The 15,336-nt window shown below is 50.0% G+C and carries 13 protein-coding genes; 6 read left to right on the top strand and 7 right to left on the bottom strand.

All coding sequences use genetic code 11. From position 1 onward, the window contains the following. Positions 1-96 precede the first annotated feature (96 nt). The 7 genes from ACKKE8_RS30705 to efeO all read right to left on the bottom strand — a co-directional run bounded on the left by ACKKE8_RS30705 (position 97) and on the right by efeO (position 7,832). On the bottom strand, positions 97-1,785 hold the full coding sequence (locus ACKKE8_RS30705; protein WP_409176321.1) for a MerC domain-containing protein: 1,689 nt from the start codon (positions 1,783-1,785) through the stop codon (positions 97-99). Positions 1,786-1,812: 27 nt separating this feature from the next. Next, positions 1,813-2,253 (bottom strand): divergent PAP2 family protein, encoded by a 441-nt coding sequence (locus tag ACKKE8_RS30700; RefSeq protein ID WP_409176320.1) that lies wholly within the window; start codon positions 2,251-2,253, stop codon positions 1,813-1,815. 23 nt (positions 2,254-2,276) lie between these two features. Next, complete coding sequence (locus ACKKE8_RS30695) at positions 2,277-2,633, bottom strand: SMR family transporter (RefSeq protein ID WP_409176319.1); 357 nt, start codon at positions 2,631-2,633, stop codon at positions 2,277-2,279. Positions 2,634-2,685: 52 nt separating this feature from the next. Continuing rightward, entirely contained in the window at positions 2,686-3,615 is a 930-nt protein-coding gene (locus ACKKE8_RS30690; RefSeq protein WP_409176318.1) for a decaprenyl-phosphate phosphoribosyltransferase, read from the bottom strand. 223 nt (positions 3,616-3,838) lie between these two features. After that, on the bottom strand, positions 3,839-5,623 hold the full coding sequence (locus ACKKE8_RS30685; RefSeq protein ID WP_409176317.1) for an FTR1 family protein: 1,785 nt from the start codon (positions 5,621-5,623) through the stop codon (positions 3,839-3,841). Positions 5,624-5,650: 27 nt separating this feature from the next. Further along, the gene (gene efeB, locus ACKKE8_RS30680) at positions 5,651-6,928 is read right to left on the bottom strand and encodes an iron uptake transporter deferrochelatase/peroxidase subunit (protein ID WP_409176316.1); all 1,278 of its coding nucleotides are present in this window, start codon (positions 6,926-6,928) and stop codon (positions 5,651-5,653) included. Between the two features lie 4 nt (positions 6,929-6,932). Next, a complete protein-coding gene (gene efeO, locus ACKKE8_RS30675) occupies positions 6,933-7,832 on the bottom strand; it encodes an iron uptake system protein EfeO (RefSeq protein WP_409176315.1) in 900 nt (299 codons plus the stop codon). Positions 7,833-8,202: 370 nt separating this feature from the next. Between efeO and ACKKE8_RS30670 the strand changes: the two genes are divergently transcribed. From ACKKE8_RS30670 to ACKKE8_RS30645, 6 genes are all read left to right on the top strand, one after another. Beyond that, complete coding sequence (locus ACKKE8_RS30670) at positions 8,203-8,991, top strand: HAD-IIA family hydrolase (RefSeq protein WP_409176314.1); 789 nt, start codon at positions 8,203-8,205, stop codon at positions 8,989-8,991. A 21-nt stretch (positions 8,992-9,012) separates the two neighbouring features. Next, entirely contained in the window at positions 9,013-11,091 is a 2,079-nt protein-coding gene (locus ACKKE8_RS30665) for a glycerophosphodiester phosphodiesterase family protein (protein ID WP_409176313.1), read from the top strand. A 61-nt stretch (positions 11,092-11,152) separates the two neighbouring features. After that, on the top strand, positions 11,153-12,253 hold the full coding sequence (locus tag ACKKE8_RS30660; protein WP_409176312.1) for an ABC transporter ATP-binding protein: 1,101 nt from the start codon (positions 11,153-11,155) through the stop codon (positions 12,251-12,253). A 25-nt stretch (positions 12,254-12,278) separates the two neighbouring features. Next, positions 12,279-13,595, top strand: coding sequence for an ABC transporter substrate-binding protein (locus ACKKE8_RS30655; RefSeq protein ID WP_409176311.1), 1,317 nt, complete (start codon positions 12,279-12,281; stop codon positions 13,593-13,595). A 27-nt stretch (positions 13,596-13,622) separates the two neighbouring features. Beyond that, positions 13,623-14,510 carry a carbohydrate ABC transporter permease gene (locus ACKKE8_RS30650; RefSeq protein WP_409176310.1) on the top strand — a complete coding sequence of 296 codons (888 nt, stop codon included), beginning with the start codon at positions 13,623-13,625 and terminating at the stop codon, positions 14,508-14,510. A 13-nt stretch (positions 14,511-14,523) separates the two neighbouring features. Then, positions 14,524-15,327, top strand: coding sequence for a carbohydrate ABC transporter permease (locus tag ACKKE8_RS30645; protein WP_409176309.1), 804 nt, complete (start codon positions 14,524-14,526; stop codon positions 15,325-15,327). Positions 15,328-15,336 lie beyond the last annotated feature (9 nt).

The following is a 15,336-nucleotide window of genomic DNA, read 5'->3' as shown; positions in this document are numbered from 1 at the left end:
TACCATAGTTTTCCAACTACTATTATGAATATTTTTACATAAAAAGGGGGTGTCTCAAAAGTCGATTTCCCGACTTAGAGACACCCCTTCTATCTTTTATTTCAACAGATAAACCGCACGCGTAGTCATAAATCCTTTGACATCTTCGCCTTTATCCAGCTTTTGCTCGACGAAAGGAATGCCCGCTTCTTGCAGACGAACTTTCACCGCATTGAAATGGTGGAAGTCTACAACCAGCGTTTTGTTGCTTGCCTTAATTTCTTCAAGCTGCTTTTTCACTAATGCATTGGCGCCAGACTGCCCAATGATATGAGAAGCATTTACCATCACCATATTGGCGAGTAAAATGACGACCAGAACCTTGCCTGCATGGCGTAAAAAGCCCTTCTGGACATCCCAGACTGCCAGCGCAATCAGGAGTGGAATTAACCAAAGCTGCGGAACATAGCGCGCCCACCAGCTTTCCGGATTAATGAGCACGGTCACGAAGAGCGCCAGACTAATCAACAAGAAAGGTGCTGCTTTTTTTCGATGAGTCCCCAAAAGCAAGGCGACGAGAATCAAGCATGTGACAATCACAGCTCCTCCGAAAAGCGGTCCGAATCCGGCTACACGCACGTCAGGAGAGTAGAATACTGCGAGCTCTTTCCATGTGACTGTAAATGGCACCTTCCATGCAGGGCTATGGGGTGTTGCGATGTTCTCCGATTTGGAAAATAAGGAGACAGCCAGGTTTTCTATGCTGGAATTGTCTTTAAAGCCATGCGGGCTGTTCGAGGTCATGATATCTACGGCACCTTTGCCCGCCAACGGATAAAACGGATGTCCCTTCGTTAGCGTGTTGGTGACATACGGATTATACCCAACAACCCCTACCGTGATAACCAGACTCACCGAAAGCCACACGAGCATGCTCTTGATGTGCTGACGGCGATCGTAGAAAAAGAAGAGTACGAGAATAGCCAAGCCGAGCAATCCGGCATACCCCAATGCTGTGAATTTGATCTGCGCCAGCAGCATGAGCGTTGCGCATAGCGTTAGTAGCGTCCAAACATGGTAGCGCTTGTACAGCAGATAGCCGAGAGCGCAGATGATGAGCACGAGTGAGCCGAGCTGTCCGTCAATATAGAAGGAAGTCGATTGCGTGATCACCGCGGGATTGAACGCTGCGAGCAGCGCGAAGGCAATCGCCGCCCCTTTTTTCTCTGGGAAAGCGGTTCGGATGGCAGCGATTGTCAGGAAAAAGGACGATGCAATCAACAACAGGTTAAATATTTTGCTAACCTCGATCTGACCAGTCAGTTTATACATGACTGCATCGAGCATCCAAGGTCCTTTGGCGTAATGATTGATCCAGAGGTGAAAGGCCGAGAGAACCTCTTTATTGTTCATCTCCTCGACTTCTTTTGAACCAGGAGGCTTGAGGATGGGCTGGTCATGTACAGGATTCCAGCCTTCCGTTATCTTCACGATTGCTTCTTGATGATACGTTTGCCCGTCAAAAGAAAGATCAAACGTATTGGCACTGATGTAGTAGCTGATGCCTGAAACAATCGCCAGTCCAGCCAACAGGGAGAAAAACCAGGCCCGACGACGTGAACTTACGAAGACCGACACCATCCCGACCATCGCAGCCAAAGCCGCAACGAGGCCAATCCAAAAGCTGGCGGCCGTCACGGATACGCCGAACAAAAATAAAACCGATGTGCTAAGCACAATCGTAGCCATAAACAATAGCAAAGCCGTCCCGAGCAGGAACGAGTACGTAGCTGTACGGTTATTCATGAACATAATCTCCTGTCTACGAATCTACTAGCCAATGAGGTTAGGGAGGTTCGCTGCCAGCAGATGCAATACGGTCGCAAGCAGTACCCCGAGCACCAGACCCCCGGCAATTTCCCATCTGGTATGTCCCATGCTTTCGCGCAAAGGCTTGGATGGAAACACGTCCGGATGTTCTTTTGCGAGCTTGTTGAGTGCCTCTGCATGTTTTCCTACCGCTCTGCGCAATCCAGTCGCATCGATGATCACAATAAACGTCACAGCCACACCCAGCCCGAATGCAGGATGCGTAAAGCCCTCCTGCAAACCAATCAAAAATACAGTCGTGACCATAACGGTTGTGTGTGTGCTGGGAAACCCGCCGTTCCCGACCATTTCTTTGGCCCGGGCCCCAAAACGGAGGTAATTAATCAAGAATTTGGTTATTCCGGACAGAAGCCAGCCGATAAACGGCGCTACCGCATATAGCATGATAAAACTCCTCTACGTGATGATTACGACTGTGAAATGACGACGACGCCCACGACGATAATCGCCAGACCGACAATACGTGTGAGGGACAGCGGTTCGTTGAAGATCAAGAAGGACATTACAGCTACCAACACGTATCCGAGTGCTGCCATGGGATAAGCATAGGAGAGCTGCACCTTTTCCAGCGCAGCAATCCAGATAAACGCAGAAAGTCCGTAAAGCGCAAGTCCCACCATAATCGGCAGGTTCGTGAAATAGTGCAGGAACTTCAGTAGCAGCATGTCATTGTTGCTGGTGAGCGAGGATGCACCCATCTTCATCGCGACTTGTCCACACGCACTGAGGACCACGGAAATGATGATTAGAACAATTGATGGCATAGCTTAATCCACAACCTATCTGCGCAAGTAACTTCGTGATCTTTGAACTTCCTTATTTAAATTCAAATGCGTAAATAATCCCGGCCACCATGACGACATACAGGCAAACGGTAATGAGAATCGGCTTGTCCTGCAACAAAACTTTTTCCGGACTGCCGCCCTTACCTGCGACGGTGATCAAATACAGATAACGGAAAATACCAAAGATCACGAGCGGAATGGTCCACATCAAGTGAATCGTGCGTCCTGATGTAAAAGTGAACAAGGAATAGCTGATGATTGTCATGGTTGTCACAATCGTATTCAACTGATTCAACAATTCGGACGAATAACTGTCGAGCACTTTGCGATGCGTTCCTTTATCCTGCTGCAACAAAATCAACTCATGGCGACGTTTGCTGATGGCCAAAAACAGCGCGAGCAGCATCGTACAGAGCAAAAACCACGGGGTGAACGGCGTTTGGATCATCAGACTTCCACCGATGGCACGCAAAACAAAACCGGCTGAGATAATCATGACGTCCAGAATGACCACATGCTTCAGCCTCAGCGAGTAAGCGACGTTAAGCACAAAGTAAACCAACAGGACGAGCGCGAATAGTCGGTCAAAGTAATAAGCACTGCCAAGGGAACCCAGTAGCAAAAACGCACCGAATGCTAATGCGAGCGCTGGCGGCAAAGCACCAGAAGCCATGGGCCGGAACTGTTTTTCCGGGTGATTTCGGTCATTTTTGATATCGACAAAATCATTGAGGATGTAGACACAGCCGGATACAAAACAAAACAGCAGGAAGGCCAGCACTGATTTTCCAATGACATCCGGACTTACTTTGTGCAAGGAAAATAGCAAGGCAGCAAAGACAAGCAAGTTTTTCGTCCATTGATGTGGACGAAGCTGCTTTACTAATAGATAGACCATATTTTGTCGAACGCGTGGCGTTGTTTTGACGTCAACTTTAACAGAATTTGATGTTGCCCCCATATCTAACTCCTATCCTAGTATCGAATCGTACCTTCTAATGACGGAAAATGTAAAAAGAAGGTTACACCTGTAATATGGTAACATAACTTCCCCCATAAAAATTTAAGGATAACAGAAAAAATGTGAACTTGCGATAAAGAATGATTGCCAAAAAATAATATCGGGGTTTACAAGAAAAACGCAGCTCTCATGAAGGAGCTGCGTTTTTCAGGTTTTCTCTCTTTTAGTTCACCCGCGGAATAGGAGTGGCTGCTTTTTTCCGCGAATACAGGAATAAATTAATGAGAACGATCACGAGTATGATCAATTGCGGGATTGTCGTTTCCCAGCTCGCGTAAATGCCGAGAGTCGGTGCGTACAACAAGTAATCACTGCTGTGTGCAGATAAGCTTCCGGTCACCTGCAGAGCGTGGATGCTGACGCCGACGAATTTAAACGCCATATAGTAGAGCAAGAGACTGGCTACAAAAAAGAACGGACGCACCGGAATGCGTGCACTGAGCTTGATGATGACAAGGCCAATCACGGCCAAGACGACAAGCGCGCTCAAAATGCCGATCGCCAGGTCTGTCATGGAAATCGTAGCGGCCATCCCCATATAGAAGATAATCGTTTCAGCCCCTTCGCGGGCGACAGCGAGAAAGGCCGTTAATGAGAGTGACCACAGAGCTCCTTTTGCCAAAGAAGAGCCGATAGATTTCTCGACAAATTGATTCCATGCCTGCAAATTGGACTTCTTATGCAACCAGGCACCAATCGTCACCATAAAGAAGACGGCAATCAGTCCGGTTACTCCCTCAATCGTTTCTCGCGAGTTGCCTGTGGAGAGGGTGGAGAAAACGAAACTGAGAATGACGGCAAGTATGGCGGAGGCTATAATCCCCGCAATTGACCCAGACCAAATCCATTTGCGCTTGTCGGCATTACCTGACTTGTTCAGGACAGTAAGCAGAGAGACGATGATCAAGATAGCCTCCAGTCCTTCGCGGAACAAGATGAGTCCCGCATCCCAAGCGGTGTACGAGGATGCTGTCGCAAATGGAGCAAGCTCTGTCTTCATTTCCGCAAGATGAGCCGTTGCCTTTTCCCATTGCGGGGGATTGGACAGGATGAGTGTCGGGACGGCGACCATCTTGGCCTCGATGCTGCTGTAGGTAGCAGGCGATTTGGTCATGACTACGCCTTCAACAGAGGGCCAAGAGGTGATAAAGGTCTCCATTTTGTCCGAAGCAGCGGTTGCATCCTGATTGGCGATATCTGTTTCTACCGAAGCAAGGAGTGTCAGTAGAGACGAGATCGACGGCTGCTCCGAAGAAGGATTCGCAGCTGCCTGTTGGACTGCCTTTCCTGACAAATAATTGTCCACCGCAGTAATGAGTGCCTGTACTTTCTCTGCGCTCTTTTTAGGATCGGGTGGTTCTGTGTTCAGGGCAATGCGCGCACCGCTGATTTTGATTTCCATATCCCCGTAGACTGCGGCATTTTCCGCTCGAACAAGACCCTCTGCCTTGTACCAGCCGGTGACGAAGCTATTGTACGATTGCTTGGCTTTCGACAGATCGCCTTCCGTGATGGCTGTCATGCTGTTTTGCAAGAGCGGTAGCAATGCCGCAATTTGCTTGTGTGCGCGTTCTTTTGGCTGACCGCCTTCTTCTTTGGACGAGACGTAACGATCCGTCGCTTTTGCCAGATTGGAGATGGCTGCTTTCGTAGTGTCAGGATTCGCCTTCGCTTGGGCAAGGGCTTGCTCTGCTTCCACGATTGCTTGCGTCAATGCTTGTGCATCTGCGGAGGTTTCTTCCGAATTGCCCTCCCAGATGCTCTTCATACTACTGATCGCTTTAGCGACTTCTTCCCAGTTGTTATCTCCACTGCTAATCAAGGCATCGCTGGAGAGGGCGATCATTTGCTTGAGCTGCTCTGGCACCAGCGGCGCGGCTACAGCGGCAGACAGAGCAGATGTCCATAGCAGCATGCAGGTACAAATGATAAACAGATAGCGTTTCAAGGTGTTCACTCCATCCCAGGTAGTTGGTTAAAATAGCGTGTCCCCGATGTATCCGCCCTCACTTGCACCAGGTAGACAGGCGTACAGTCCACTGCCGACATGGGTGATATATTCATTGAGCAGGTCGACGGATGCGAGCTTTTGCTGCATCGGAATGAATTGCTTGCGCGGATCACGATTGAAGCAAATGAACAAAAGTCCGGCATCGAGCTGACCAGTCTTGAGATCCATTCCACTCGAATAAGAGTAACCACGTCGCAAAATTTTCACCTTGCCTTCCATATGGGCCAAGGCGACATGGGAATCCACAGGAATAACGGGTTTGCCCTTGGCATCCTTGCGATCCAGCTCCAGCTCGTCGAACTCATTTGCTTTGCCCAGAGGAGCCCCGGTTAAACGGTGACGACCAAATGTATTCTCCTGATCGGTGAGAGAAGAGCGGTCCCACACCTCGATCCGCATACGGATTCGCCGCATGACCATATAGCTTCCGCCTGCCATCCACGCGGGACTTTCAGCAGTGTGAGCCCAGACGACTTCATTTGCGGTAGCGGGATCGTTCACCTGCGGATTGTTCGTGCCATCCTTGAAGCCCATCAGATTTCGTGGTGTAGAGCCAGTCGGGTCGGATGCGCTAGTACGCTGGAAGCCTTCTTGTAGCCAATGGAGGACAGCTTTGCCTCGAGCGATCCGGGCCAAGTTCCGCAGGGCATGGAAGGCGACCTGTGGATCGTTGGCACAGACCTGCACGACAATATCGCCATCCGACCATTCTTTTCGCATTTCATCGCTGTTGAAGCGTGGTAAATCGACCAAGGGAGCTGGGCGTTTGGCTGCTAGTCCAAAGCGCTCGTCGAAGAAAGAAGCGCCAAGCCCAAATGTGATCGTCAATTTCATTGGGCGCAGGCCCATGGCTTCTCCCGTGTCGACAGGAGGAAGAAGGGCGTTATCGCTCTCCTCATCGACATTTTTGCCGGCAGTCATGTGTGCTGCTGCCTGCGTCCAGCTTTGAAACAAGCTGCGGACATCCCCTAGCGAGGTCGTCGTCAAATCAAAAGCACCCATGCAGATAAAATCCTGCATAGGTGTAATGATCCCGGACTGATGCTTGCCATAAAAGGGAATGACCTCATCTGCACCGGTCGGAGTGGCACTTGTCTGCTCATTTTTAGGAGGAGAGGGCAAAAGGCTATTGACCCCAGTCGCCCCCAACAGCAGTCCAATCCCCCCGACACCAGCCAACTTTAGAGCTTCTCGACGTGTGAATTTGTTCGCTGTGGTGTTTGCGAGATGCTTGTCATTCATCTTGTTAGCCTCCTACGATCGTACCCATTTTGGACAATGGTTCAGCCAAGGCATCGAGGGACTGACTCAGCTTTTTCACCTGGTCTTCCGTAAGCTCGGTGTACAGCACATAGCCGTCACCTTTGCGGTATGGTGCGAGTGCTTTGTCCAAATCAGCGAAGCGAGCTTCAATTTCAGTTGCAAGAGCAGAGTCTTTAGCCGTAACAGCTGGCTTCAATACTTTGTAAATTTCGTGAGCACCTTCCACGTTCGCAGCGAAATCGTACAAGTCCGTATGGGAATAGCGTTCCTCCTCGCCAGTCACTTTGCTCGTCGATACCTCGTTCAAGAGCTCAACCGCACCCGTTACCAGCATCGGCACATCGATTTCGACGCTCTCTACCTTCACGCGGAGCTGCTTCACATCTTGCAGCAGTTGATCCGCCACTTTTCCTTGGTCAGCGACCGATTTGGTTTCCCAGAGTGCTTTCTCCAATTTGTGATAGCCGCGCCATTCGTTATCAGGCACATCGCCTTCGCGGGCATCGATCCACGGGTCAAAATCGCCGAGAGATTCAGCGATAGGTTCGATTCTCTCAAAGTAAGCACGGGCTGGAGCATACTCCTTTTTCGCTTTTTCCATATCGCCTGCTTTAACGGCGGTGGTGAAGCTCTCTGTTGCTTTTACGAATTGGTCGGTTTGGTCAACGACCCATTTTCGGTATTGATCAATAGAGGCTTGCAGCTCAGGAGACGGAGCAGAAGCAGTGCTCGCTGTCACAGACTGATCAGCCGCGGCAGGCTTGTCAGGCTGAGCAGCTTCCGGTTTTTTCTCTTCGGTTTGTGTTTGTGCGTTTCCACAAGCGGCGAGCAAGGAAGAGCCGAGAACAACTGCGGCAAGTGGATAACTCCATTTTTGAATCATGAAAAGACATCCCTTCATCTGATATGAGTGCATAATTATATGATTATATGTCGATAATGAATATCATTATCATTCACAAAGAATTTTACTCTTTCTTAGACAGTTTGCAATCTTTTTTTGGCTAACGATCACTGGTTAGTTTTGGCGTTGTTCACATAAAACGAAAAATAGCTCAACAATCCCTTAACAATGACTTGTTATGATTAAGCTATCAACCAAATGAATAACGTCTGTAAGTGGGTCGAGACGTGGAGAAAGCCCTCATACAGCAATAGATTCGAAAAAGACCGTTCGTTCGGTTTGTTTCTTTGTGCTATTGCCGTGTATGAGGGCTTTTTGTGTTTTCGAATGAAAGGAGCGAGCAGGAGATTTGCTAGATACAGATAGGTACGATGCGTATTTTTTTGATTTGGATGGAACGATTTTTCTCGGGAATGAGCTGCTTCCTGGGGTGGAAAAGACACTTGCCGCGCTGCGGGAGAAGCAGAAGAAAATCATGTTTTTGACCAATACGACGGTACAGACAAGAACAGCTTGTCAGACTCGCCTCCAGAAGCTCGGATTGGCTGCCGGGCGGGAAGAAATTATGACGGCTGCCTATGCGGCGGGATTGTATCTTCAAGAGAATGCGGAGCAAGCGCGTGTCCTGATCGTTGGCGAGCCTGCCTTGGAGGAAGAGATTGCGAGCTTTCATATAAAGCAGGTGCAAGATGCGGAGGAAGCTACGCATGTATTGGTCGGAATGGACCGCGCATTTACGTATGAAAAGCTGCAACAAGCTGCTGACGCTGTGCGAAATGGAGCCCACCTGATCGTAGCGAACCCCGATCCGTTATGTCCGGTGCCCGGGGGTGCCATTCCTGATACATGGGCGTTGGCGAGAGCGATTGAAACGGCTGGTGGAGCCTCTGTCTGGGCAATGACTGGCAAGCCGTCCCGGTACTACGCCGATCAGGTTTTTCAACAGCTTCAAGTGCAGCCAGAAAGATGCGTCATGGTGGGCGACCGTTTGGAAACAGACATTTTACTCGGGAAAAACAGCGGTATGAAAACGGCGCTGGTAATGACAGGTGTGACGACCAGTCGCGAACTGAAGGCCACAGAGATTCAGCCAGATTACATCCTTCCGACGATGGAAGCCATGGTGCAAGTCGAGTAGGAAAACGAGGAGGCAAGGGAGATGGACTTTGGAAAGAGCAGCAAAAAGTGGTTGTGGTCACTAATGGCAGCAAGTCTGGTGACAGGCAGTATACCCGCGATGGCGCAAAGCGCGGTGAGCAAAACCTTGCTCATCACAGAAGTTGTCAATGATCCCCTTTTTGATGAAAGCACAGGCGAGTTTATCGAAATCACCAATATCTCCAACGATCCAATTGATTTGAGCGGCTACATGATCGGCGACGAGGAAAAGCGTGGGGGAAACGAAGGGATGCATGCGTTTCCAGAAGGCACCATGATTGAGCCTTACCAAACGATTGTCATTTCTCGCTATGCCGACGGAATTGTGGAACGCCATGGCGCCACGCCTGATTTTGAATTGTTCGATTCCATGGAGGACGTCCCTGAGTTGTTGCCGACGGATTGGGCGACAGGCAGCATTTATTTGGCGAATGGCGGTGACCACGTCATTCTGATGGACCCTGAGTACAATGTGGTGGATTCGATGGCCTATATGGATGCGAAGGTTCCGGGAGTCACCTCTCATCCGGGAGTAGCTGGCGGACACTCGATGGAACGCCTGACGGAAAAGGATACGAATGATGCGTCCAGAGATTATGTCGATCAGCCCAAGCCGACCCCTGGTGAGTTGTTGTTTGGACCGAATGCCCAAAAAGACAAGATTCCGGTCTCTGATCTGAAAGACGACGTGCTGATTGTCCCTGAACCTAAGACTGGAATTGTCCTTCCGCCGACGGTGATTGCCATGTACGACAAGAAGTCCGAGATCGATACGATTCTGGAAGCAGAAGCGTCTTCCATTTTTATTCCGGTGAAAAAATCCGGGAAGAACGGAGTCGTCACCCAGGACGGTACATCGCTGGACGAGGTGCTGGACCAGATCAAGGGCAAGGCAATCCCGGTGATTCATATCGAGGACAAGAAGTTGGTAGCGGAGGTCGATCGCCTGCTCCAGAAAGAGAATCTCTCTGATGTGCACATTGTGTCTTCCCGACCGGAAATCGTCCAAGAGATGCGTGAGAAAAACAATGAATACCGTGGTGCCCTCGTGTATATCGACGGCAAGCTGAACGAAAAGAAGCAAAAGGAACTCGTACGCTCAGCCAGGAGCAGTCGTTCCAATGTGATCGTTCTCTCGCAAACTGCGATGACGGAGGATGTCATTCGCTACTTCCGCAATCGCGGGTTGTCCGTGTGGGGAATTGATCGGGCGAACAAGAGCCAAGCGAGTGAAATGATCGAGATGGGTGTGGCGGGTGTTGTCTCCCACGATCCAAAAGAGGTACATGAGCTGCTTGCTGCGTACCCGGAGAAAAGCATCACGCAACCTCCGATGGTCATGGCGCATCGCGGTATCCCTTCCTTAAAGCCGGAAAACACGATGTACGCCTTTGAAGAAGCGATGGAGCTGGGTGTGGAGATCATCGAGACAGACGTCCACAAAACAAAGGATGGCCACCTTGTCCTGATCCACGATTTTGATCTGGAGCGTACCACCAACGGGACAGGGAAGGTAAAAGATTTCACGCTGAAGGAACTGCGCGAATTGAACGCTAACAAGCTCGATCCAGCAAATCCTTCCTGGTACCAGCCTGAGATTACCGATGCTGTTATTCCTACTATGGATGAATTGCTGGAAGCGGCCAAGGGCAAAGCAGTACTCATTCTGGAAGCAAAGGGAATTGGGTACGAAAAGGAAATGGCGAAGGCCATCAAGGAGCATGACATGGTTGAAGATGTGATTGTCAGCAGCTTCAGCTCAGAAGTATTGGAGCGTTTCGCCAAGCTCAATCCGGAATTGGGACTGGGTTTTACCTTGAGCGGGACCAAGCCAAAGGAACAGCTGGAACAGTATGCCGAAAAGCAGGTAACAGACGCAGTTCAACTGAATGCCCAATACTTTATCAACCATCAGATTGTCACGCCAGAGCTAATCCGATTTGCCAAGCATCGGGGAATCATTTTGACCGTGTATACAGTTAACGAGGAAGCAGATATGAAGCGGGCAACCGAGGCGGGAGTCGGGGGGATTATTACCGACTATGCACAAAAACTTTACAATGCCCAAATATTACCTTAGTAAGCAATTGTTATAGTCGAGTGATACGTAAAAAACAGCGAGAGGTTCAGGGGGGAAAGTCGTGGCTGAAGTGGAATTGCGGCGCATTTCCAAGATGTATGGGAGCCAGAAGGTAGTCAATGAAGTGAGCGCTCGTATTCTACCGGGAGAATTTTTCGTGCTGGTAGGGCCTTCTGGTTGTGGGAAATCAACCACACTGCGCATGATTGCCGGGCTGGAGGAGATCAGCACGGGAGAGCTGTTGATTGGCGGCAAGCCGATGAACCAAGTCCCTCCGAGCGGGCGAAACATCTCCATGGTCTTTCAAAATTACGCACTTTATCCGCATTTGACGGTAAAAGATAATATTTTGTTTGGCTTGCAGGTTCGAAAAGTAGACAAAGCGGAGCAGGGCAAGCGGTTGGAGCGTGTAGCGGAGATGCTGGGCATCGCGCATCTTTTGCAACGCAAGCCGAAGGAATTATCCGGGGGACAAAGACAACGCGTTGCACTCGGACGGGCCATCGTCAGTCAGCACCCTATCTGCCTGATGGACGAGCCGTTGTCCAATCTGGATGCCAAGCTGCGCGGGCACATGCGCACGGAAATCCGTCGCTTGCAGCAAGAGCTGGGCATCACGATGATTTACGTTACGCACGATCAGGTGGAAGCGATGACGATGGGAGACCGCATGATGGTCCTGCGCGACGGCGAGGTCCAGCAAGTCGGAAAACCGCTCGACGTTTACAACCATCCAGCGAATTTGTTCGTGGCGGAGTTTACGGGGGCACCCCCGATGAATACGGTACCTGCCATTTGGCGGGCAGGCGATCAAGCAGGGATTGAGCTGGCAGGTCAGCATTTTTTGCCGCTTCCTATGTTTAACGGTATCAAGGACCAGACCCCGGTCGTTCTCGGTCTACGTCCAGAGTCACTTCAGCCCGCCCTTGAAGGGCAATCTGTCGATGCTTCCTGCGAGCTTCCTGTCACCGTGCAGGGAGTAGAGATTCTCGGTTCTGAGACCATTGTGGAATTCACCGTGGGAGACAAGCTGTGGAAGGCCAAATGGAACGGGCAATGGCACTGCAAAAGAGGCGAAACCATGCATGTTCGTTTTGATCCAGCTCAGGTGAACGTGTTTGATGGAGAAACCGGAAAAAATCTAGCGGTTACGACCAATTGAGAAAAGAAAAGGGAGAGGTACTGTGATGCGTAAAGTTGTCAAAAGCTTGTTTGCGGTCGTCATGAGTATGAGTCTGATCACGGGTTGCTCCAGTGGCAATTCTTCGTCCACGAACAACGCGGTGCAAGGAGCCAATTCGTCAGGTAAAACAGAGCTGTCCTTCTATTATCCAGTTGCAGTTGGCGGTCCTTTGACCAAGATCGTGGACGGAATGGCAGAGGAATTTAACAAAGAAAACCCAGATATCACAGTTAAGCCAGTCTATACGGGCAGCTATCAGGATACGACGACAAAAGTACAGGCAGCTGTACAGGGCAAGACTCCTCCCGACGTAGCGGTGATGCTCTCAACTGAGCTGCATACGATGATGGACATGGATGCAATCCTGCCGTTGGACGACTTCATTGCCAAGGATGGTGGCAGCGAATACGTAAATGATTTCTTCCCGGGCTTTTTGGCGAATTCTCAAGTAGACGGCAAGACATACAGCATTCCATTCCAACGCAGCACCATCGTGCTCTATTACAACAAGGACGCGTTCAAGGAAGTCGGGCTTGATCCGGAAAAACCGCCGACATCCTGGGATGAGCTGGTACAGTACGCTGCCAAATTGAAAAAGGACGGACGCTACGGTGTCGAGATTCCTTCCTCGAGCTTCACGTATTGGATGTTCCAAGCACTGGCCCTGCAAAACGGCAAGAACTTGATGTCCGAAGATGGGAAAAAAGTGTTTTTTGATACGCCAGAAAATGTAGAAGCCCTGCAATTTTGGGTAGATTTGTCCAAAAAGCATCAAGTGATGCCTGAAGGCGTCAACGAGTGGGCGACAGTACCTTCTGATTTCTTGGAAGGCAAAACGGCGATGATGTTCCATACGACAGGGAACCTGACGAACGTGAAGAAAAGCGCGAAGTTTGATTTTGGCGTAGCGTTTTTGCCGGCGAAAAAGAACTACGGCAGCCCGACAGGTGGCGGTAACTTCTACATGTTCAAAGGAACCGATGAAAAGAAACAAGAAGCAGCATGGAAGTTCATTCGCTTTATGACCGAGCCTAAACGCGCTGCTCAGTGGAGTGTCGATACTGGTTATGTTGCGACACGCAAGTCTGCTTACGAACAAGAGAGTATGAAGCAATACGTCAAGGACTTCCCGGCAGCAGCAGTGGCTCGCAACCAGCTGGAATTCGGTCATGCTGAGCTGTCCACACACAATAACGGCAAAGTGACAAAGCTCTTGAACGACACGCTGCAATCGGTGATCACTGGTCAATCCGAGCCTGCGGAAGCATTGAAAAAAGCGCAGGAAGAAGCGGACAAGATGCTGGCGCCGTTCAACAAATAAATCAAGCAAGGCAATGGGGGAGCGACAATGGGGGAACTACGCGCAAAATGGAAAGTGAACATGTACGCCTGGCTCTTGCTCCTTCCCTCCCTCATCTTCCTGCTGTTGTTTACCTTCTATCCCGTTATACAAACGTTCATACTCAGTTTTCATCAAGCGGATCTGGGTTCTCCAGAGCCGTTTTTTAACGGGATAGATAATTATAAACATATGGTGGAAGATGAAGTGTTTTGGAAGGTGCTGACCAATAATATCTGGTTTGCCATCGGAACGGTGCCGACGAGTGTGGCTCTCGCGCTAGCTATGGCTCTGTTCGCCAACAAGGCATTACGAGGAAAGAGCTTTATCCGCACGGCTTATTTTTACCCGACAGTTGTTCCGATGATTGCAGTGGCGAACATCTGGCTGTTCATTTACACACCGGAGTACGGAGCGCTTAGTCATGTGATGGAGTGGTTTGGAAAAGGCGACATGAACTGGCTCGGCGATCAGAAAAATGTGATGTGGGCGATGATCTTCATGGTCATTTGGAAGGAAGCGGGCTATTTCATGATCTTTTATTTGGCGGGGCTGCAAAACATTTCACAGGAGCTATACGAATCAGCCTCCATGGAAGGGGCATCGTCGTGGACGGTTTTTCGCCGCATCACCTTTCCGCTGCTTATGCCAACGACGATGTTTGTCAGTATTATCGCCTTCACCAACTCTTTCAAGCTGGTAGACCATTTGGTGATCATGACCAAAGGCGGGCCGGATAATGCCAGCAATCTCTTGCTGTACTACATATACGAGACCGCGTTTTCTTTCTGGGATCAAGGAATGGCTTCGGCATTGACGATTGTCATGGTCGTACTGCTGCTGTTAGTCGCTGCTTTTCAGTTTTTTGGTATGGATAAAAAGATTCATTACAACTAAGGGGGGATGGCAGATGCTTCGCAAAATCACAACGGTTGGAATGTACGGCTTGGCCGTTCTCTGGTTGTTTCCTTTGCTCTGGGCGGTCTGGACTTCCTTTCGCCCGAGGGAGCTGGCGACTTCGTGGTCGTTCAGTGCAGACTTTACACTCGATAACTTTGCGAAGGTGTGGGACGCAGCGCCCTTTGACCAGTACTACATCAACACCTTTTTGATCGTGACGGGTATTTTGGTGGCGCAAATGATCACAGCTACACTGGCAGCCTATGCCTTTGCGAAGCTGCAATTTTTGGGAAAGGATGTGCTGTTTGTCCTGTTCCTGGTCCAGCTCATGGTCCCGGCAGATATCTTGATTTTCCCCAACTATAATGTCCTGCGTGACTTGTCTTTGCTGGATACGAAAATCGGCATAATGCTGCCGTACTTCGCTTCTGCCTTCGGGGTCTTTCTGTTGAGACAAACCTTCAAGACAATCCCGCAAGAGCTGGAGGAGGCGGCACGGATGGAAGGCTGCTCCTGGTTCCAGATTTTGTGGCGGGTGTACGTTCCTTTAGCGAAGCCGACCTACATTGCGTTTGGTTTGGTCTCGGTCAGCTACCATTGGAACAACTTCATGTGGCCGCTGATTATTACGAATTCCGTGGAAAATCGCCCGTTGACGGTCGGTCTGGCGATTTTTGCCCAATCGTTTGAGACAGGGGCGCAGTGGGCCGAGGTAAGTGCAGCGACGGTCATGGTGATTTTTCCGTTGTTACTGGCATTTTTGTTGTTCCAGCGACAGTTTATCAACAGCTTCATCCACTCCGGCGTGAAATAAGAGGGAGGG

The sequence above is a fragment of the Brevibacillus fortis genome, assembly GCF_046196545.1.
GTDB lineage: Bacteria > Bacillota > Bacilli > Brevibacillales > Brevibacillaceae > Brevibacillus > Brevibacillus fortis_A.
Note: the sequence above shows the minus strand (reverse complement) of the source record. Positions and strands in the feature narration are given on the sequence as shown.